Here is a 19,940-nt window from a genome sequence, read left to right on the forward strand (position 1 = left end):
GAATCGCACCGGCCACAACGTGTTGCGATGCCGTCGGCCGGGAACGGCTACTCGGGCGTTGCGATATCAGCAAGCCCACCTGCCGGGGGATCCCCACCGAGCTCTGCCCGACGCGGCATTCGCCCCGGGCGCCTTCCGGCGGCCCGGGCTCTAGAGCTTCCGGCCCACTGCGCCGTAGAGCGACACCTTCTTGTCGTGGCTCTTCGGATGCTCGATACCCGCGGTGCGCCATCGGTGGATGACCTCGACGCCGGGATCCACCAACTCCAGTTGCTCGAAGAACCGCGCGACCTCCGCGCGGCTACGCGGCCGCACGGGAATCCCGCGATCCTTGTACACCTGCAGCAGCCGTGCCATCCCGTCGGGATCGTCGGGGCCTTCGTCGAAGTCCGTCGTGACATGCGACATCGCCAGATAGGAACCCGGCGCCAGCGCCGCCATCAATGTGTTCACGATGTCGTAGACGTCGCCGGGCACGAAGTGGAGCAGAGCCATGAGCGAGACCGCCACCGGCTGTGACAAATCCAGCGTCGCACGCAGTTCCGGTGCGGCGAGGATGGCCGCCGGCTGTCCGGCATCGGCCTGGATATAGGCGGTGCGGCCCTCTTCGGCGCTCACCAGCAGCGCCCGCGCGTGCGCGAGCACGATCGGGTCGTTGTCCACGTACACCACCCGCGATTTCGGCGCCAGGCCCTGGGCGACCTGGTGCAGGTTGGGCTCGGTGGGGATACCGGTGCCGATATCGAGGAACTGGCGGATGCCCTGTTCGGTGAGGTAGCGAGTGGCATGGCGCATGAACTCGCGGTTGGTGCGCGCGGTCAACCGGACGGCCGGGAAATCCTGGAGTGCCTGCTCGGCGGCGGCCCGGTCGGCATCGTAGGAATCCTTGCCGCCGAGAAAGTAGTCGTACATCCGGGCGGGGTGCGCCACATCGGTACGCAGATCGATAGGGCCGTCGGGCACGGCGGGGTTCTCCTTGTGATGTCGAGATCGGTACCACGCAGGTATACCGCATTCGGGTAAGCCGCTCAACGGGATCCGGCGTACACGGCGTATTCGGTAATTCGGGGGCCGCGGCGCGATCCACACGATGATTCCGGCGGACGTTGTGGTTTCAGCGTCGCAGCAGCTGGGTCAGGAACTGCCCGCCCTCCTCCAGCGACAGGTGCGGCAGATACGCACGGCCGATGGCGATCCCGATGGTCGGCAGTGCCGCGGGATCGGGGAACACCATGTACATGGGCCGGTACCGGGGCTGGAACTTCGCTTTGAAGGCGAGCAGCGACCGGAAACCGTAGACCGGTTCGAGTGTGCGCCCCAGCAGATCGAGCAGCGCGTCGAGCGCGCCGCGATCGAGGCCGGGTTCGGCGGTGTCGGAACTCGCGAGCGGTGCGCCGGACAGGCTGAGGAACTCGAGACCCTGTTCCTGCGCGGACAATGCCGCCGAGGCGATGAGGAACTCCATCGCCGCGCGGAATCCGTCGGAACGGCGTCGCATGAAATCCAATGTCAGGCCGACCAGTGCGCCGTCCCGATAGACCGGCATCCACGAGGTCACGGCGTGGAGATGATCGTCCTGGTCGACTGCCAGCAACAGCCGGACCTCGGGGTCGTGGAGTTCGGCGAGTCCGCCCAGGGTGAAACCCATTTCGGGAAGTCCCTTGTCGGCGGCCCACTCTTCGGATATCTCGACGATCTGCTCGGTGACCGACAGGGGGGCGTCGGCGAACGTCGTCCACCGTGCCTCGACCCCGTCCTTGCCCGCGCGATTCAGGGCGGTCCGCACATCCTGGAACTTTTTGCCCTTGAAGGCCAGACCGGGCAGTTCGACGAGCGTTTCCTCCGCCACCTGCAGGCAACTCCAGCCGTGCTCCCGGGCGATCGCCGCGGTGTCCTGCCCGACGGAGTAGAAGCACGGCGTCCACCCGTTGCCGAGGCAATAGGCCGCGAACTCGTCGACTGCCGCAGTCAACGAGGAGGAGTCACCGATCGGATCCGTGATGGTCAGGGCGACACCGGAGTGCACCCGGTACGCCACGGCATGGCGCCCGTCCGCCGAGAACCAGTACCTGTTGCCCGGCCATGTGCTCATCCACGACAGGGAGCCGCCGCCGGGTGTGTGCAACAGTTCGCGTACCCGGCGCTCGCCACCCAGGTCGTACCCGGCCGGCGGGGTGAGAAAGCCGCGCAGCATCAACAGGCAGAACGTCGCCCACACGATCACGCCGATCCATTCGAACAGCAACGTCGCCGCGGGTGTCAGCGGCAGCACGGGCGGCTCGAAGAGCTGAAGGTACACGGGCGGGAGCAGCCGCAGCGGTGCGTCCCGCAGCAGCGTGCCGACCCCGGGGTCACGGTCGAAGCCGCCGGCGAGCAGGGTCCCCAACGCCAGGTAGGCCAGGAGGGCGAAACCGGCCGCGGCGAGGGTGCCCAGCCATACGCGGCGATACGTCCCGCGGGCAGCGCGCACCTCGAACAGTTGCCGGGTGGCCAGTAGCAGAACCAGTACCGCGATGAGCGCCAGCAACGGAGCGATTTCCATGTACACCGAGCTGTGGCGATGGATGCCGTACAGCAGCGAGCGCACCTCGTCCTGTTCGGTGATCCGCACGACCGTACTGACGGCGGCGGCGACCACGAGCACTACATGGCCCCCTACCGAGAGCAGCCAGGCCGCGCGCCGGCCGCGCCGTAGCCCCTCGGCGCCGACGAGCAACAACACCGACGGCATGAGGTTCATCGTCACCGGCCCGATGCCGGACAGTCGCAGTGCCTGGAGCCCTTCGCGGCACTCGTCGTGCAGACCCGGATCGGCACACACACCGACCAGCTCGCGCGGGTTGTACGGCACCTGATCGAACAGTTCACGCAGTGCCGACAGGGGCCCGATGGCATGGGGCGAGAAGGCCGCGAGGATCGGCCCGAGGACGCTGGCCGCGACGACGAGGGCGACGAGGGTGCGGCGTTCCCGGATCGTCCCGCCGAGGGCCGGGCGGCGCGCGGCGCGCCCGAACAACACCGGACCGACGAGCAGACCCGTCAACGCGACGGACAATCGCGTCACATCCTGCAGGTGGCCGGCGAACAGCGCGGTGGTCACCAGAACCACCAGCACCAGCGTGCGGATACGTCGGCGCCACAGCGTGTGCATCGCCGCGGTGGCGGCGAGCAACGCACCGAGGATCCAGGGCAGCGGATCCTCGGTCACGTGCCCGTGCAGCTCGAGACCCCACGCGTTGGGCACCGCCGACGCGAGCCGCGCCGCCGCGAGCGCGAGTGCGGCCCCGGCGCCCTGGGATACGAACACCGCGATCGCGAAGCGCCGGCTGCCGATGCGATGCTCGACCGGCACCGCGACAGCGAGGACGAGCAGGCTCGACACCACGTACTCGCCGAGCCCGGAGGCGAACAGACCGGAGGTCCACAGCGTCCACACGTGGCCCTCGCCGAAGGTGCTGAGCCCCAGGGATATGTTCCCCGCCAGCTCGTGCGACGGACCCTTCAGCAACGCACCGGTGCTCGCGCCGAGTATCCAGATCGCCACCAGCAGACCGAGCGATACAGGGGCGCGCGAAATCCCCGAGATGATGCGAGCGGTCACGGGGCGTCGAGGCCGAGTCGGTGGCCGAGCCAAGGCATCTCCTTCTCGAGTCCGGCGGACCACACGGCGAAGCTGTGGGCGCCGGGCAGTTCGGTGAGGTGGACATCCATACCGGCGGCCCGTGCCGCGGCGGTGAGCCGCTCCATCGCGCCGCGGTATTCGGCGTCGTCGAGACCTACGACGAAGGCGCCCGCCGAGTCGGGGTAGCGATTACGGGCCAGCAGGTCGGCGGGGTTGTTGCGGGCGAAGGCCTCGGCATCGCCGCCGAAGACGTCGCGGATCGTGGTGTTGCGATTGCCCAGCGTCGGTTCCGCCTGACCCGACATGTCGAGGAACGTGGGGTAGACGTCAGGGCGGGTGGTGGCCAGTTGCAGGGCACAGGTGCCGCCGTAGGAGAGGCCGCCCACGGCCCACGCTCGTGGATCGGGGTCGACCTGCAGGTGGGCGCGTACCCATTCGGGCACATCGACGGTCAGGTACGTCGCGGCATTGCCGAGATGCGAGTCGACACACAGTGGGTTGTCGAGCCGGCCGCCGGTGCCGTCGGCGAGGACGACGATCGGCGCCAGCCCGCGGTGGCCGGCCGCGTAGGCGTCCATGATCTCGGTGAGCCGGCCGCCGACGAGCCAGTCGTCGGGACTGCCGGGCTGCCCGGCCAGGAGTACGAGCACGGGCAGGTCGGGCCGTGGGGCGGCGAAGTAGGCCGGCGGCAGATAGATCCGTGCCGCGCGGGCGGAAAACCGGGAGACGGCACCCGGAATGGAGGTTTTGGTCACCGCGCCGGTCTGCGGCAGATCGTCGGGCGGCACCCAATTCCCGGGCCGCGGCGGATCCTGGCCCGATACCGCCTGGGGCGCCAGCGACGCGTCGAACGGCACCGTGCGGTAGTCGGTTCTGCCGAGAACCGCACGGACCGTCGGGTACGCGTCGTACACGGCGTTGATCCCGCCGGCCGCGCAGAGCAGCACCGCCACCGCCGCCGCGACGAGCCCGGCCCCGACGGCCGGCCGCGACCGGTCCCGACGGCGTACGAACCACCGGCCGCCCAGCAACGCCATGGCGAAAATCGCCAGACCCGACCAGAGGTAGACGACAGCGGGCAGCGGGTCGGGAAAAGGCCGCCACACCTTGTCGATGAGCACGGCGGCGAGCACCACCGTCGCCACGGCCGCCCCCGCCGCGGCGGTGAGCCCGGCGAGCAGCCAGCGACGCTGCCGGCGCGCAGCCAGCACGGCCAGGCCCACCGCCGTGACGACGACGAACACAGCGGTTGCCTGCGTAGTCGTCACACGCAGGTCGAGCACCCTTTCCGCGAGTCCGGTCCACGACATAACGTCCAGTATGCGGGTGCGCGCTGCCCGGCACGGTGATCGACAGTCGGCGCGGGAACGCCCGTCCCGGCCGCCTTCGTTCGCGTCCTGATCAGCACCGGGTCGCGGCGGATCGTCGTCGACCCGGCGCGTCGGTGGATTGCCGGGTGGGCACCAGGGCGCACTGTGCCGTCGCGGCGATCCGAACGGCGTCGGTGCTATGCGCGCGCTCGACGCGAGATTATCTCCGGTTTATATCACGGCAATCTCGGACTACGGATGGATAATGATTTCTGTCCGGCCCGGATCCGGCGTCACAATTCGGTGGTCATTCCTCGGTCGGTTGACGGATATCAATGACGATGCGGCCTCTCGATAATAATTGCCGTCCGGTCTGTTATGCATCGGTGGAACTGTCTCACAATTACGAAACAGCGAGCTGTGCGAGCGACTCGCACACGTGAGATCGGCAGCGCGGCAGCGGCGTGGGCCCGGGTCGCGCAGAGACGGTCGTGCCGCCGCGCGGAGGCCGGTGTCCGTCGTGTGACCGGGGCCGCTGTGGCGGTGGAAACAGCGAGCGCTGGGCCCGCGTCGGGTGCGCACTCGGGTGTCGGCCGGTGCCGCTTCGGGCCCGCCGGTGAGCGGATATAGGAATTGGCCGGCCGGGCGCGATTCGCGCGCGGTGCGGGAAACGGATTCCGCAAAAGCAAATTCGCGCGATCGTATCGGATGGAATGGGCCCTGACGATATTGATTTCGAAGTGCTAATGTGCAAAACGTGGACCTTCCCGAGGAAGGGTGTTCCCACTGGGCGATAGTCCTGCCGGGTAACGGTGTTCGGAGGTTCGATCCGGCCGATGGTTTCCGGGGGCTTCGTCGTTCTTGCGATTTCTTTACCGGAGAACAATCCGAATTTTTAGTCGGAGGAAGAGAGAAAACGTCATGAGTGCGGTAATCGGTCTCGGCTCCGCCGCCGCGGTGGCTGCTGTCAGCGTGGTGTGGGCACTGGTCGCCCTGATCCTCTGAGCGCGGGTAGCGCAGCCACCGGCGCGCAGCCCGTCGTCGCCGGTCTCGCGAACACTGGGACCGGCCCCGGGCTCTTCCCATCCGGGAGAGTTGTCACAGCTCGCGCCGTGAACCATCACATAAGAAACTTTCTTCGTGTCAGTGGAAGTCATACCGTTGTGTTGGCCGTGATGGACGGCCCAGCCCTGACTGCTGCGACGACAAGCGGAGACAACGGTGAGTCGGACCCCGAAGGACGATCTGGGCGAACTACGCGCGTTGGTAACCACGTTGGAGAAGTTGATCGCCGAGGCTTCCCGGGTCACCGCGGAACTGAGAACCGCCCTGGCCTCTGCCGAGGAGCACGCGGAGCGGAATATCGCCGCCGCGCCGAGTTCGGCCCGGACGAGTTCAACCGACCGCGGGGTATCGGTCGAGCGCTCGAACAGCGCCGTCGACGCGTCCCGAGCCGTCCTGTCCACGCGCACACCGGCTTCGACCCCATGGTCGCGCAAACGAGCGAAAGCGTCCGCGCCGGTGCGACCCGCCGCGTTCGATGCGGTCGCCTCCACCGCGTCGGGATCGGCGCGCGCACCACTTGCGTTGGCGTCCGCATCGACTACGGCGCCGAAACATCAGCAGCTTTCCCGGTCCGCGGAGTCCGATCCGGCGCCGGCCACGGCGGCCGTCCCGGAAGAGTCTGTGCCCGAAAAGGCATCGCCACCACCGCGTCCGGCTGACCCGCTGCCCGGCTCGCCGGTCGTCGGCGCAGTCGGTGTGCCGGATGAGGCGCGCCGGGTGCCGAGGCCGGTCGCCGCGGTGGGCACGCGCACCCGTAGTTCGGATGTCGACGATCGTGCGTCACGGCCGGATGTGCCGCAGCCGGTCGATCGTCCATCCCGGACGCAGTCGGCACCGGTCGATCCCGACCACCCCGCCGAACGCATCGACTACATGCCGGCGACAGCCGACCCGGTCGTGGTGCTGTCCGCGACCGCCGCTGAGGTGAGCGGCCCGCCCCGCGAGATCACCAGGCCCGCGCCGGTGTCCCGCGAGCCCGGAGACGTCCCTCTCACGCTTGTCGCCGGAGGCGAGCGGCCACCGGGATCCCCGGTTTCGGCTCGGGTCGGCGCGTCGGCGGACTCCCCGCCGATAGTGCCGTCTCTCGCGTCGTCGCCCCGGCCGCACGAGTTCCGGCCCGGGTTGCCGGTGTTCGGGGATCCGGAGGTGAGCTCGGACGGGTCCGGGACGGGAAGCCCGGCCGAGCCCGCGCCCGCGGAACTGTCAACGCGGCCCGTGGCGGCCGCGCCGCTGCAACTGGTGGGTGATCCCGGGTGGTCCGACGTGCCGCCCGGATCCGCCACCGGACCGGATCCGGATCAGGCCCCCGCGGCGCCGGCTGTGCTGCGGGCGACGGGCGGGGACGAGGATTCGGCGGCGATCCGGCTCGCCGCGGATATGGCTCGCGGACACGGCTTGAAGATCCGTGGCTTCGAGAATGGATATCTCGATGCCGATATCGTTCACGAGATCGCCGCGGCCCTGGACGATCTGCTCGCGAAGTATCCCGTCCCGCTGTACGGCATCGAGGTCGCCGAACAGCGCGAGGACACGATCCGCCGCGAACGCAAGAAAGCCGCGGAGCCCGGACCGGGCGGCCGGCCGCGCGTATGGATCACCCTGGAGCGGACCGAGTTGGCGAGCTCGAGCGCGCCCGGGCCGGGACAGACCAGAAGACTTTTCCGTCGATCCGATACCGGCGGGCGTCCGGTGCACGCGGCGGTCGTCCGCGCATTCGCGGCCGCTCTCGACGAGGCGGGCGGCTACCGGGCCCGCCAGGAAGCATGGCGGATCATGATGGCCGATTCCCTCAGCGGCGGGCCGAGTATCGGTCAGGGACTGCTCGATCCTCGGCGCGCGCTGATCGAAGGCTTCGTGGAAGTCGAGCTGCGCGGAAAGCGTGCGGGGGAGTCGGCAAAGACGCTGCACGAAGCCCTACTGAAAATGGCTCAGGCGAAACCCGAGGAGACCTCGGCCTGACCTGGTGTGCGGTCGGTTCTTCTCCTCGCAGTCCGAGCATCGCCCGGATGCCGTGCCAATATTCGACACGGCATATATGTCGTGTAATGTATCGACCATGATCATCACTCCGGAGCATGACGAGCTCATCGGCGAGCACGCTGCCGCGATCATGCCGGACGGTATCCCCGGCCCCCGCGAAGTGGTGCTGCCGCGCACCGGCCACATGTTCCGGTTCTCGCATCCGGCCACCTACTCCGACGCGGTGCAGACCTTCCTGGCCGAGACCCTCACCGATACGGTCCCGGCCGATGCGGCGCGCTGAACACCTGCGGTTCGCGATCCTGGCCGCCCAGCGCGAAGGCAACAGGCTCCTGGCCCGGGCACTCAAACCCCTCGGCATCACTCCGTCCCAAGCCGAGGTATTACGCCTGTTGCAGCAGCGAGGACCCCTCTCCCTCAACGGAATCGGACAACTCCTGGTGTGTGAGAGCGGCAGCAGTCCCAGCAGGCTGGTCGACCGTGTGGTCGGCCTCGGGCTGGTCGACCGTCGAATCGACGCCGCGGATCGCCGCCACGTGGAGATCAGCCTCACGCCCGAAGGCAACCGGGTCGCCACCGCGGTCGCCGAGGTCGAAGACGACCTCTACGCCATGATCGACGCCGTCGCCGAAGGCCACGACACCGACGCTCTGCTGGGCTTCGTCCACAGCTTCGTCGACCAGTTGCCCTCCGGGCAAGCGCTGGCCCTACGCCTCGAAGACGGATGACGGCAAATCCACACGGCCGGTTCGCGAGCGGTCCTGCTGAATACGCTCGTCGGAATTCAGCGTGTCCGTAGCTGCGCGGACGTGATCACCGAGTTGGCGGTCGGGGTGTCCGGCGGCCGACAGCGTGCCGACCGGCAATCCGAGTGGTCGATCCGACCGAGGTTCACCCGGGTGACGCCGTGCGAATCGGTCGCGTGCTCCGATTCATCGACTCGTTCCGTTCGGCCCCGGTTCGGTGTACAGGTAGAGGTCGCGCAGTAGGCAGACCTCGGACAGGTGGTGGATCAGCTCGCGGTGGATGTGCAGGATCAGATCGGCCACGGGCCGCTCGGGAAAGGGCTCTGCGGGCCCGATCGGGGCAGATAGCCGGGCCCGGCCGAGATCGCGCACCCCGGTCAGCCAGAGATCGAGCTGGGCTTCGAGCTGGTCGAGGGCGCCGGCCGCGCTGCCGGCGTATTCCCAGGTCTCGTACGACGCCGGCGGCGCCCCGAAGTGTGCGGCGTTGCGTGCGGCGAGGACACCCACGATGACGTGTCCGAGTCGCCAGGCGATTGTGGTGAAGGGTGCGGGGACCGGTGTGGGGAAGGCGTAGTCGATCGCGAAGTCGCCCGCCCCGGCCTGAACGGGCGCCGTCGAGCTGCCGCGAGGTCGCACACTCCAGGCGTCCGGTACCGGCGACCAGAAGTACTCGTCGTCGGTGAGACCGTCGAGCCGGGTTCGGAGCTGATGGTTCCAATGGAACTCCCACTGCTCGCGCAGGGTCACGTTCCAGTCGAGTTCGTGTGTGTCCATGGGACCACCCTTGCATCCCTAGCGGACAGGATCGGTCCGCTTTCGCCGGCGGGTGGTGAAGTGGACGGTGTGACGGACAGCGTCCGGTCCGGACCCGACCGGCTCGGAGTCACCTCGCGCACGGTACGGCGCGAGGTCGTGCACGCGCACGACCCGCTGCTGAAAACAACGTCGAGGTCATCGATCCACCGGAGCTCGGTCTTCGGCGGTCCCGCTACGACGCGCGAGTCTCGCGGCCCGGTCGATGAGATCCTGCGATACCGTCCACAACCTCCGGGCGGCATCGGGGTCGAGCGCCCATTCCTTGACGCCGTCGCTGTTCTCGAACAGGGCCGCGTCGTCGGCCACGGTGTGGGCCTCGCGTCCGTTATCGAGGTAATGGCCGCCGGTGCCGGCGAATTCGGGTGTGAGGGCCGCGACGAGTGTCGTGGCGGCGCCCTGCTGAGCGCTCCTGTAGGTGAAGGCTCCCGCCGCCTCGGCCGCGGCCAGGTAGTCCTTGTGTTTTTGGGTGAAATCTCGCTGTAGGCCCGTGGCGACGCCCCCCGGGTTGACCGCGTTGGCGACGATGCCGTCGGCGGCCCAGCGTCGCGTGGCTTCGACTGCGAAGAGCGAGTTGGCGGTTTTGGACTGCGCGTAAGCGGCCTGCGGATCGTAGTCGCGCCGCTCGAATTGGATATCGTCGAACACCACCGGCGACCTCATATGCGCCGTGGAGCTGACCGCGACGATCCGGGCTCCGCCGCTGTCCCGGGCTCCGGCGGCCAGCGCCTCGTACAAGCCGGTGCTCAGGGCGAAATGGCCGAGATGATTGGTGGCGAACTGGAGTTCCCATCCTTCCGGGGTCCGGGTCAGTTCGCTGACGACGACGCCGGCGTTGTTGATCAGTATGTGCAGTGGGCCGGTCCAGCCGTGGGTGAACGCGGCGACGGAGGATCGGTCGACGAGATCCAGCACACGCACGTGGACATCGCTGTTCGGGGCCGACTCGGCGATGTCCGCGGCGGTCTTCGCACCCGCGCGCGGGTCGCGGACCGCGAGGGTGACGTCGGCTCCGGCGCGTGCGAGCGAGCGGGCGGTCTCCACGCCGATGCCGGACGATGCGCCGGTGACGATGGCGCGGACGCCGGTGAGGTCGCGACCCGCGACGACGTCATCGGCGGTGCTGCCCGCGTCGAATCGCGTGGTGATCAATGGGTGGGACGTGGGCACGGAAGCCTCCGAATGGACGAATGGGTCAGCGCGGAACGGCTGATCGAGTCCTGCCTGCTGGGCAGCGACTCCTACCGAACTAACTATACATAGACGGCATATTCTGTCTAGTACGTTCACATGCTGCTACGCTGGCATCCGTGAGCGACGCGGAGCCAGGCATCGTCGAAGAGAGCTGGACCGAAAGCGGTCGTCGGCGCGAGCACGTGCTGGGCGCGGCTCTCCGGACCTTCGCCCGCTACGGGTACCGGAAGACATCGATGGAGGATGTCGCCGCGGCCGCGGATATCTCCCGTCCGGGCCTGTACTTCCTGTTCACCTCGAAGCAGAACCTGTTCCGGGCCGCCGTCACGCACGCCCTCGACGGCGATATCGAAGCCGCGCAGCGGTGCCTGGCGGATGACGAGCGTCCACTTCGCGATCGACTGATCGAAGCGCTCGACTTGTGGACCGGGCGCTATATCGGTCCCCTGGCGAAAGAGGTCGCCCTGTTGATCGAGGCCAACCCGGAGCTGCTGGGCTCTGTCGTCACCGACTACCCCGAGCGTTTTCTCGCGATGGTCACGAAGGCGGTCGCGGCCGAACTGTCTTCCGGGAGCGGCAGTCTGGCACAGGATCTGGCCCGGACCTTGCTGAGCACCGCCGGCGGCATCAAGCACGAGGTGACCACCCGGGACGAGTTCGTCGCGCGCATGACCGTCGGCGTGGACCTCCTGATGCCGGCCCTGGACCACGGCGCCCGGCGCACTGCTTCTCGCCGGGCGTGAGCGGCCGCCGGGTTGTTCAGGGCGGCGGTGGGGTGGACGACGGGCGGTCGGCCGCGACCAGCGCCCGCAACACGGCCGCGGGTGTATGGACCCGCGCCGCGTCGAAGGCGGCGCGGCGGTGCCGCCGGTTCATGAAATTCCAGCCCAGCGCGCGCAGCTCATCGGGACCCGGCGTAATCGAGACGACGGTTCGGCCGCGAGTGCGGACCTCGTCGATCTCGCGCCGCAATACCGCCGACATCGGTTCGCGCAACAGCTTCTGCTCGGCGATTCCACCGAGTTCCGGCGCGCGGACACCGTGGGCGGAGGCCGTGGACCGTGCGCTCAGCGGGCCTTCATCCGCGCCAGGTTCCAGCTGTTCCAGGTGTCGTCGTCGAGTCGGTGACCGAGCCGGTGGGTGAGGTCGACGCGGATCGCCGCGGGAAGGCGATCGATGGCGGGGACGATATCGACCGACAGCCCGGCGAGATACGCGACGTCGAGGTCCTTGCCGTGCTGCCAGCGGTCGATGTTCTGGGAGGCGACCAATGCCTCGGGGTTGAGCACGGCGAGCGCCAGCAACGCGGCGAGGGCGGTTCCGACGGTGAGACGCGGCAACCACGCCGATTGCAGGCGCAGGACCGCGATTATCACCAGGACGTACACGATGCCGAGCCAGAGCTCACACGTTCCCACCAGGAGTCGCAGCACGGTGAACCCGTACGCCTGCTGATAGGTCCACATGCGTCCGAGCGCGGAGGCGATGATCACCAGGGTGAGCCCGCTGATCGCGCACAGCAGCGCGCGCAACCACAGGCGATCCGCGGCCGAATCCCGCGCAGCCCGGTGCAGTACGGGCAGGATGACCGCGAGTGTGAGAACGGTGACCGCGGACAGCTGCCAGAACCCGCTGCGCGCGTATTCGGCGTAGGTGAGGCCGGCAGTGCGCTGCACGTAATCGTCGCCGCCGAACAGGGCTACCAGCTGCGCCCCGAGGAACAGCGCGAACAATACCGTCAGGGCGCCGACCGGCAGACCCCATTCCAGCCGCCTCAGCGTCTGATTCGCGACGCCGGCCCGCTGCTCGGCGGGGTCCGGTGTCCCGGCCGACAGGTACAGGGCGCTCAGACTTCCGACAGCGGCTACCAGGAACACGACGATCCAGCCGGTGACGGTGGCGCCGTCCGTCCGCGGCATCAGTCCTTCGACGAATGCGGCGAAGGTGGCGTCGGCGCCGGCCAACAGCGGCACGAAGATCGCCAGCAACATCACCGTGACAGCCGTGGAGACGCCGAGTCGCCGATGGCGCGTCCCGACGCCGCCGGGCAGCCCGCCCCGCGCCGCGTAGACCCACCGGAGGGCGCTGATCGTCGACAACGGGACCGCTATCGCGTCGTGGAGTACCCCGTAGGCCGATCGTCGATCCACTACCGCCAGCGAACCGGCCACCGCTGCCGCCCCCACGCAGAGCACGAACAGCCATCCGGCGGCTCGGAAGGTGCCGACCGCTAGCAACGCCAGTGCCGCGACGGCCCAGAACAATCGTTCCCGATTCCGGAACGGGACGGCCGGTTCCCGCTGTCCCGGGTCTGCGGTTCGCCGGGCGCGACGATGGACGACACTCATCGCGCCCGCCGCGGCGGAACCCGCGAGCAGCCAGCCGATTCCGGGCCGATCGAGGGGAACGGTGGCCGCCGCGATCAGGCCGGTGACCCCTGCCGCGGACAGTGCACCCGAGGAGTAGGGCGCCTGCCGCCATCGAGGCGTCGCGACCGGTTCCGATGTTCGCACCTGGTTGCCCGGCCGATCCTGCGCACCGGGCTGCCGGTACGCCCGGCTGCCGAGGCCTGACTCGGGGTCGGCGGGCCGCTCGCCGGTGGAATCCGGGCGAGGAAGGTCGGATACCGGATCCTCGGCTGTCTCGGACCGCGGCGCGGCGGCGGGGACACGCTGCGGGGCCCATTTCTGCGAGTCGGCCGATTTCGTCGCTTCCGCTGAGCCGGGCTGTTCCGCCGAGTCCGTCTCCGTTCGGTTCGCGGTGTCGTCTTGCGGACTGGTTCGTTCGGGCATGGTTGTCCTCCTGAAGGTGCGCGGAATCGCCCCGGGGCCGCTCGGCTGCCGGGTGGTCGGAGACGGGAAAGTCAGCGGGTGTGCGACTCGGTGGTCGGCAGGATCACGCGGATACGCGAGCCGGGGCCGGCCACGTCGATGGAGCCGCGGTGCAGGTCGATCACCCAGCGCGCGATGGCGAGTCCGAGTCCGGTGCCGCCTCCGCCGGTGCGTTCCCCGCGGGTGAAGCGGTCGAAGATCCGCTCGCGTTGCGCGTGCGGTATGCCGGGACCGTCGTCGTCGACATCAATAATGAGAGCGCCGTCCTCGGTGTGGCCGCGCAGGCGGACCTCACCGCCGGCCGGGCCGTGCCGGGCAGCGTTGTCCAGCAGGTTCAGCAGAACCTGCTGGAGGCGGCCACGGTCGGCGTACACGGTGGCGGTATCGGGAACGACCTCGCTGCGAAACCGGATACCGCGGCCGCGTGCCGCCGGCATGACCTCGCCCTCGGCCACCACTTCCGCGAAGAGCTCCGCAATACCGAATTCTTCGCGCTCCAGCGGCAGGGCCCCCGCCTCGATACTGGACATATCGAGCAGTTCGGAGACGAGCCGCCCGAGCCGTTCGGTTTGGGCGAGAGCCGTTTCGAGTGTTTTCGGGTCGGGCTCGGACACCCCGTCGACCAGGTTCTCCAGCACGGCGTTGAGCGCGGCGATCGGAGTGCGCAACTCGTGCGACACATTGGCGATCAGGTCGCGGCGTTGCTGGTCGGCGGCGGCCAGATCGGCCGCCATCCGATTGAACGCCTCGGCCAGCTGTCCGACCTCGTCCCGGGAGGACGCGCGCACCCGGCTCGTGTAATCGCCGCGTGCCATCCGCTGGGCCGCGGCGGTCATCTCACGCAACGGCGTGGTGATGCCGTGCGCCAGGAACTGAGAGGACACCAGCGCGATGACCATGGCGGTGAGTGTGGTCATCGGCGGCAGCCAGCCGATCTGCAATCGGAAATAACCGAAGGCGATACCCCCCGCGAAGGTCATCAGGACGGCCAATTTGAGCTTGACGGAGCGGACCCGGTCCAGCGGTCGCGGCGCGGCCGCCGCCACTCGATCCACGGCCCGCCGCAGCCCGGACAGCACGACCGGCTCGTCGTGGGGCTCGGCGCCGCCGCCGGCCCGGGTGACGACCTCTCCGCTCATCGGGTCTCCAAGGCATAGCCCACGCCGTGCACCGTCCGGATCAAGTCCGCGCCCAGCTTCCGGCGCAGCGCCTTGATATGGCTGTCGACGGCCCGGGTGCCCGCGGCGTCGGCCCAGTCCCACACCTGCTCGAGGAGTCGCTCGCGCGCCAGCACCGCCCGGGGGCGCCGGGCCAGCTGGGTGAGCAGATCGAATTCCAGCGGTGTCAGCTGGGCTTCGATCTCACCCCGCCAGACCCTGCGCTGGTCGGCATCGATACGCAGATCGCCGACCACGGTGATCGTGTCGTGCTGCGCTCCGGCGCGCTCGACCCGGCGCAACAGGGCGTGCACCCGGGCGGTGAGAACCCGCAGCGAAAACGGTTTGGTCAGATAGTCGTCGGCGCCGACGCCGAGCCCGATCAGCTGATCGGTTTCATCGGTTCGCGCGGTGAGCATCAGCACGGGTATCGAGCGGTCGGCCTGAATTCGCCGGCACACCTCCAACCCGTCGTAGCCGGGCAGCATGACATCGAGCACCACCAGATCAGGACCGAACGTGCGCGCGGCAGCAACGGCGGCGGGCCCGTCGTGCGCCATTTCGACGCAGAATCCTTCGGCCCGGAGTCGCGCCGCGACCGATTCCGCGATGGTGGGCTCGTCGTCCACGACCAGGATCCGACGCGCCGTCGCTCGCCCCACCGGTGCGTTCTGTTCCATGGTCGGGGAGCCTAACCACTGCGTGTGGAGAGAACCGGTGCCAGTTGTGGAGATTGTGTGGTGGATCCACCGGAATCGATCGCGGTCGTCGCGCGCGGTTTCGACGCTACCTGCCACGCCGTCGGCGTCTCGCGCCCGTCCGTGCGGTCACTCGTCGAGCGGTCCGTGCCGATCCAGATGGAGATAGGTGTAACCGGTGACCAGGAGGCAGACGACCGTGGCGGTGATCAGCATCGCCCAGCCCGCGACGAGCAGACTGAGCAGACCGCCCGCGCCCGCGCCGAGCACGAAACTCGTGTAGAGCAGAAAGTATCCGAGCCAGTCCGCCCGATCGCCGCCGCTGGCATGACGTTCGATTCCCTGGCCCATCTTGACCAGCGTGCCGGTCACGTAGCTCAGCGGTACCGACACCTCGTCGTTCTTGATGAACGAGGTGTTGAGGGCCCCCACCCCGAAGGCCACGAACAGGATGGGCACGAAGTCGATCTCGTCGGGGGTGGTTCCGTACAGGACGAGGTCGAGTCCCGCCGCGAGCGCGAGACAGAAAGTTGTCAGCAGGGTCGGTCCGTGCGGGTGCCTGGCCCAGTACCGTCTGCGGCACCACGAGGCGATCACGACACCGGCTACGAAGGACACGATCAGTCCCAGCGCCGCGACCGCCATATCGGGTTCGTCGTGGAAGTAGCCGAGGACCGCGCGCTCGGTGTTGCCGGTCATGAAGGTGACGAAGTAACCCGCGGTGTGCGTGAAAGCCGCGGCCCCGATGAGCCCGGCGAGTCCGGCGAGCACCCAGGACAATCTCGCGTCGGCGTCGAACAGTGCCTTTCCGCGATCCACATCCGGTTTCGGCACGGGCCGGGCTCCTTCCGCGCGGACACGACTCGTTCGGATCGATCGGTCCGCGGATTGCTGACGAGTGCCCCGGCGGTGGAGGTGACTCGGCGGGCTCGTTGCGTCGTCGCCGGGTGGCAGTCTCGGCGGTCCGCCGCATTATCCGGGATACCTGGGCGATTGTCCGGAGGCGCGCCACTGCTATGGTCGAGTGCGTTCTGACACGGGGTGCTCCGCGAATGCGGGGCTGAGATGAGACCCGAGAACCTGTTCAGGTAATGCTGACGAAGGGATGTCTGGCTTTGCTCGCGCAAACCACCGAAACCGGCGTTTTCACCGATCACCTCTGGGCCCGGACCGAGGTTCTGCGTGGCGCCATCGACGATCTCGAGTTCCTGCGGCTGCTCGGCGACGGTACCTTGCCGCCCGAGGTCTTCCGCACCTATGTCGAGCAGGATTCGCTGTACCTCGCCGGTTACGCGAAGGTATTGGCCATCCTCTCGGCCAAGTCGCCGAATGCGCGGGCCGCGCAGTTCTGGGCGACTTCCGCCGCGTCGGCGGTCGCCGTCGAGACGGCCCTGCACAACGATCTGCTCACCGGCGGCCGGCTTCCCGCGCGGGAGGGGGAGCCGCAGCATTCGGCAGCCTGCCTGGGGTACGTCTCGTATCTGACCGCGACCGCCGCCACCGAGTCGTACGCCGTGGGCGCGGCGGCCGCGCTGCCCTGCTTCTGGATCTACGCCGAGGTGGGCCGCGATCTGGCCGCGCGCGCTGCCGAGGTCCTCGCCGCCGACCCCGGCCACCCCTACGCGCAGTGGGTCGCCACCTACGGCGCCGCGGAGTTCCAGGAGTCGGCGGCCGCGGCGCGATCGCTGGTCGACGCGGCGGCCGAGGTCGCGAGCGCGCCGGAGCGCGCGGCCATGGCGACGGCGTTCACCGTCGCCACCCGGTACGAGCTGATGTTCTGGGACACCGCGCTGAACCCGCAACCGTGGCCCGCCTCGTGAGCGCCCGCCGGGGCCGTGTCCTCGCCGTGGTCGTCGCCGCGGTGGCGGTCCTGTCCGCGCTCACGGGGTGCGACGCGGGCGGCGGCGACGATCGGACCATTCGATTCGCGCTGGACTGGACTCCGAACACCAACCACACCGGCCTGTTCGTCGCGCAGCAGCGCGGCTATTTCGCCGAGGCCGGCCTGGATGTGGAGATCCTGCCGTACAACAACACCGCCGTCGATACGGTCATCGACGCCGGGAACGCCGAATTCGGTGTCAGCACGCATAATTCGTCGACATTCTCGCGTGCGTCCGGGGGACACACACTGTCGGTGCTCGCGCCGCTGCAGCGGTGGGCGACCGGGATCGGGGTGAAAGCGGACCGCGCCGATATCACGCGCCCGAAGGATCTGGACGGCAAGACCTACGCCGGTTTCGGCGATCCCGGCGAAGTGGAGGCGCTGCAGCAGGTGATCCGGAACGACGGCGGTACCGGTGATTTCGAGTCGGTCACGCTGGGCACGTCCGCCTACGAGGCCGTCTACTCCGGCCGAGCGGATTTCACCGTCTCCTACCTGGCCTGGGAGGGTATCGAGGCCGAACACAACGGCACGCCGATGAAGTACTTCCGGTATACGGATTTCGGTTTTCCCGACTCGTACGCCATCGTGATCGACGCCAACGAGGACTGGCTGGCCGCCGACCCCGACCGCGCGGCGCGGTTCGTGCAGGCGCTGCAGCGCGGCTACCAGTTCGCCGCGGACGATCCGGATGCGGCTGCCCAGGACCTCATCGACGCCAACCCCGGCGCGTTCAACGATGAGAAGCTGGTGTTCGAGAGTCAGCGCATGCTGGCCGAGCAGTTCATGAAGGGACCCGACGGCCGGGTAGGCGCACAGACCCGGGAGCAGTGGGCGGCCAACTCCGGATTCCTGTACGAGAAGGGTCTGCTCACCGGTCCCGACGGTGCGCCGCTGGCCCAGGAACCCGACTGGTCGACGTACTTCACCGATGACTACCTCTCCTCCCCGTAGCGGTTCCGTGCTCGACAACCCGCGGCGCACCGAACCGGACCCCGGAGCCGAAACCGGTTCCGGGCGATCGGTGCGGATCGGCCGGGTGATCCCGTCCGTAGTGACGGTGGCGGTGCTGGTCGCGGTCTGGCAGGCCTATGTCGAGATCAGCGGTATCCGTCCGCAACTGCTTCCGTCCCCCTCGCGCGTGGTGGGGCAGGGGTGGGCGCACCGCGACGAGATCGCCGTCCACGCCGCCGCCACCCTGCAGGTGACGCTGACCGGGTTCGCCGTGTCCCTGAGCCTGGCCTGGCTGCTGGCCGTCGTGGTCGACTTCTCGCCCTGGCTGCGCCGGGCGTTCGTGCCGTTGTTCGTGGCCTCGCAGACATTGCCGATCATCGCGATAGCGCCGTTGATGGTCATCTGGTTCGGGTTCGGTCTGCTTCCGAAAGTCCTGGTCGTCGCGCTGGTCACCTTCTTCCCGATGGCAATCGGCCTGATCGAGGGGTTCGCCGCGGCCGACCGGGAGGCGGGCGCTCTGCTGCGCAGTATGGGGGCCTCACGCGGCCAGGTGTTCCGGTACGTGCGACTGCCGTCCGCGCTACCGCGGTTCTTCACGGCGTTGCGGATAGGGATCACCTATGCCGTCGTCGGCGCCGTGTTCGCCGAGTACGTCGGCGCCCGCGAGGGTCTGGGCATCTACATGAGCCTGCAGAAGAACTCGTTCCGCACCGACCTGGTGCTGGCGGCGGTACTCGTGACCGCGCTCATCAGTATCGCGCTGTACCTGCTGACGTTCGCGATCGAAAGGGTCGTCGCACCGTGGGCCCGCGCGGAGAACAGGAGCCGCCGTGGTTGACGCACGCGGAAACCGGATCGTCGTCGACGCCCTCACCAAATCGTTTCCCCGGCCCGGTAGGCGGACCGCGAACCGGCAAGTACTGGGCGGCTTGTCGTTCACGGCGCGACCCGGCGAGTTCGTTTCCCTCATCGGTCCGAGCGGGTGTGGCAAGAGCACCCTGTTCAATATGCTGGCCGGCCTGGAGTCCCCCGACTCGGGCAGCATCCACTTCGGCACGAGCGACGGCGAGCCGGCGTCCGCGCACAGCGCCTATATGCCGCAGCGGGATCTGTTGTTCCCGTGGCGCACTGTCCTCGACAACACGATTCTGGGCCTGCAGGTGCACGGTGTTCCCAAGTCCGAGGCCCGGCGCCGAGCTCGCGAACTGTTCGGTGTCTTCGGGCTGTCCGGGTTCGAGGACGCGCGCCCGGCCCAGCTTTCCGGCGGTATGCGGCAGCGGGCGGCGATGCTGCGTACTGTCGTCCAGGAGCGCGAACTACTGCTGCTGGACGAGCCTTTCGGTGCGCTCGACTCGCTGACGCGCACCGAGATGCAGTCGTGGCTGCAGGATGTCTGGCAGCGGTACCGGTGGATGGTGTTGATGATCACCCATGACATCCGTGAGGCGGTGTATCTGTCGGACCGGGTGATCGTGCTGTCGGCGCGGCCGGCCACCGTGCGCCGCGAGGTCCGCGTCGATCTCCCGCGGCCGCGGGAACTGTCCATGATCACGGCCCCCGAGTTCGTCGCAGTGGAACGCGAGCTGCTCGACACGCTGACCGACGAGGCGGGTAGTCCGCCGGCCGGCGAGGGTTCGGCCGTGCGGTCGGTTCCCGGTCCTCGGTAGCGCTGACGTCGAAGCCGG

At 68.7% G+C, this 19,940-nt stretch carries 18 protein-coding genes and 1 riboswitch; of the genes, 8 read left to right on the plus strand and 10 right to left on the minus strand.

Features of this window, described 5'->3' with window-relative positions:
• Nucleotides 1-150: 150 nt before the first annotated feature.
• The 3 genes from OG804_RS05130 to OG804_RS05140 form a co-directional block, all read right to left on the minus strand.
• A complete protein-coding gene (locus OG804_RS05130) occupies nucleotides 151-963 on the minus strand; it encodes an SAM-dependent methyltransferase (RefSeq protein WP_328394383.1) in 813 nt (270 codons plus the stop codon).
• 151 nt (nucleotides 964-1,114) lie between these two features.
• Nucleotides 1,115-3,601, minus strand: coding sequence for a bifunctional lysylphosphatidylglycerol flippase/synthetase MprF (locus tag OG804_RS05135; protein WP_328394385.1), 2,487 nt, complete (start codon nucleotides 3,599-3,601; stop codon nucleotides 1,115-1,117).
• Entirely contained in the window at nucleotides 3,598-4,932 is a 1,335-nt protein-coding gene (locus OG804_RS05140; protein ID WP_328394387.1) for an alpha/beta hydrolase, read from the minus strand. Before OG804_RS05140 ends, OG804_RS05135 begins: the two co-directional genes overlap by 4 nt.
• Nucleotides 4,933-6,153: 1,221 nt before the next feature.
• On the opposite strand from OG804_RS05140, the gene OG804_RS05145 reads away from it, so the two are divergent.
• From OG804_RS05145 to OG804_RS05155, 3 genes are all read left to right on the plus strand, one after another.
• Nucleotides 6,154-7,956: a hypothetical protein gene (locus tag OG804_RS05145; protein ID WP_328394389.1), complete on the plus strand. Its 1,803-nt coding sequence runs from the start codon at nucleotides 6,154-6,156 to the stop codon at nucleotides 7,954-7,956.
• 97 nt (nucleotides 7,957-8,053) lie between these two features.
• The gene (locus OG804_RS05150) at nucleotides 8,054-8,260 is read left to right on the plus strand and encodes an alpha/beta fold hydrolase (protein WP_328394391.1); all 207 of its coding nucleotides are present in this window, start codon (nucleotides 8,054-8,056) and stop codon (nucleotides 8,258-8,260) included.
• Complete coding sequence (locus tag OG804_RS05155) at nucleotides 8,247-8,705, plus strand: MarR family winged helix-turn-helix transcriptional regulator (RefSeq protein ID WP_328394393.1); 459 nt, start codon at nucleotides 8,247-8,249, stop codon at nucleotides 8,703-8,705. Before OG804_RS05150 ends, OG804_RS05155 begins: the two co-directional genes overlap by 14 nt.
• A 204-nt stretch (nucleotides 8,706-8,909) precedes the next feature.
• On the opposite strand, the gene OG804_RS05160 is transcribed toward OG804_RS05155, so the two are convergent.
• Together OG804_RS05160 and OG804_RS05165 are read right to left on the minus strand one after the other, a co-directional pair.
• Nucleotides 8,910-9,497, minus strand: a complete 588-nt coding sequence (locus OG804_RS05160) for a DinB family protein (RefSeq protein ID WP_328394395.1) — start codon at nucleotides 9,495-9,497, stop codon at nucleotides 8,910-8,912.
• 177 nt (nucleotides 9,498-9,674) lie between these two features.
• Nucleotides 9,675-10,706, minus strand: coding sequence for an SDR family NAD(P)-dependent oxidoreductase (locus OG804_RS05165; protein ID WP_328394397.1), 1,032 nt, complete (start codon nucleotides 10,704-10,706; stop codon nucleotides 9,675-9,677).
• Nucleotides 10,707-10,846: 140 nt separating this feature from the next.
• Between OG804_RS05165 and OG804_RS05170 the strand changes: the two genes are divergently transcribed.
• A complete protein-coding gene (locus tag OG804_RS05170) occupies nucleotides 10,847-11,473 on the plus strand; it encodes a TetR/AcrR family transcriptional regulator (RefSeq protein ID WP_328394399.1) in 627 nt (208 codons plus the stop codon).
• Nucleotides 11,474-11,489: 16 nt separating this feature from the next.
• On the opposite strand, the gene OG804_RS05175 is transcribed toward OG804_RS05170, so the two are convergent.
• The 5 genes from OG804_RS05175 to OG804_RS05195 form a co-directional block, all read right to left on the minus strand.
• On the minus strand, nucleotides 11,490-11,726 hold the full coding sequence (locus OG804_RS05175) for a hypothetical protein (protein WP_328394401.1): 237 nt from the start codon (nucleotides 11,724-11,726) through the stop codon (nucleotides 11,490-11,492).
• Between the two features lie 71 nt (nucleotides 11,727-11,797).
• Nucleotides 11,798-13,522, minus strand: coding sequence for a DUF4153 domain-containing protein (locus tag OG804_RS05180; RefSeq protein ID WP_328394403.1), 1,725 nt, complete (start codon nucleotides 13,520-13,522; stop codon nucleotides 11,798-11,800).
• 71 nt (nucleotides 13,523-13,593) lie between these two features.
• Nucleotides 13,594-14,616, minus strand: a complete 1,023-nt coding sequence (locus tag OG804_RS05185) for an ATP-binding protein (protein ID WP_442941851.1) — start codon at nucleotides 14,614-14,616, stop codon at nucleotides 13,594-13,596.
• Nucleotides 14,617-14,696: 80 nt separating this feature from the next.
• On the minus strand, nucleotides 14,697-15,398 hold the full coding sequence (locus OG804_RS05190) for a response regulator transcription factor (protein WP_328394405.1): 702 nt from the start codon (nucleotides 15,396-15,398) through the stop codon (nucleotides 14,697-14,699).
• 147 nt (nucleotides 15,399-15,545) lie between these two features.
• Complete coding sequence (locus tag OG804_RS05195; RefSeq protein WP_328394407.1) at nucleotides 15,546-16,250, minus strand: YoaK family protein; 705 nt, start codon at nucleotides 16,248-16,250, stop codon at nucleotides 15,546-15,548.
• Between the two features lie 193 nt (nucleotides 16,251-16,443).
• Nucleotides 16,444-16,539, plus strand: a riboswitch (TPP riboswitch).
• Between OG804_RS05195 and OG804_RS05200 the strand changes: the two genes are divergently transcribed.
• From OG804_RS05200 to OG804_RS05215, 4 genes are all read left to right on the plus strand, one after another.
• Entirely contained in the window at nucleotides 16,508-17,236 is a 729-nt protein-coding gene (locus tag OG804_RS05200) for a TenA family protein (protein WP_328394409.1), read from the plus strand. Its footprint overlaps the riboswitch before it by 32 nt.
• Nucleotides 17,233-18,255 (plus strand): ABC transporter substrate-binding protein, encoded by a 1,023-nt coding sequence (locus OG804_RS05205; RefSeq protein WP_328394410.1) that lies wholly within the window; start codon nucleotides 17,233-17,235, stop codon nucleotides 18,253-18,255. Before OG804_RS05200 ends, OG804_RS05205 begins: the two co-directional genes overlap by 4 nt.
• Complete coding sequence (locus OG804_RS05210; RefSeq protein WP_328394411.1) at nucleotides 18,233-19,093, plus strand: ABC transporter permease; 861 nt, start codon at nucleotides 18,233-18,235, stop codon at nucleotides 19,091-19,093. Before OG804_RS05205 ends, OG804_RS05210 begins: the two co-directional genes overlap by 23 nt.
• Nucleotides 19,086-19,922 carry an ABC transporter ATP-binding protein gene (locus tag OG804_RS05215; protein ID WP_442941746.1) on the plus strand — a complete coding sequence of 279 codons (837 nt, stop codon included), beginning with the start codon at nucleotides 19,086-19,088 and terminating at the stop codon, nucleotides 19,920-19,922. Before OG804_RS05210 ends, OG804_RS05215 begins: the two co-directional genes overlap by 8 nt.
• Nucleotides 19,923-19,940: the final 18 nt, after the last annotated feature.

Source organism: Nocardia sp. NBC_00416 (assembly GCF_036032445.1).
In the GTDB taxonomy this organism is placed as follows: domain Bacteria; phylum Actinomycetota; class Actinomycetes; order Mycobacteriales; family Mycobacteriaceae; genus Nocardia.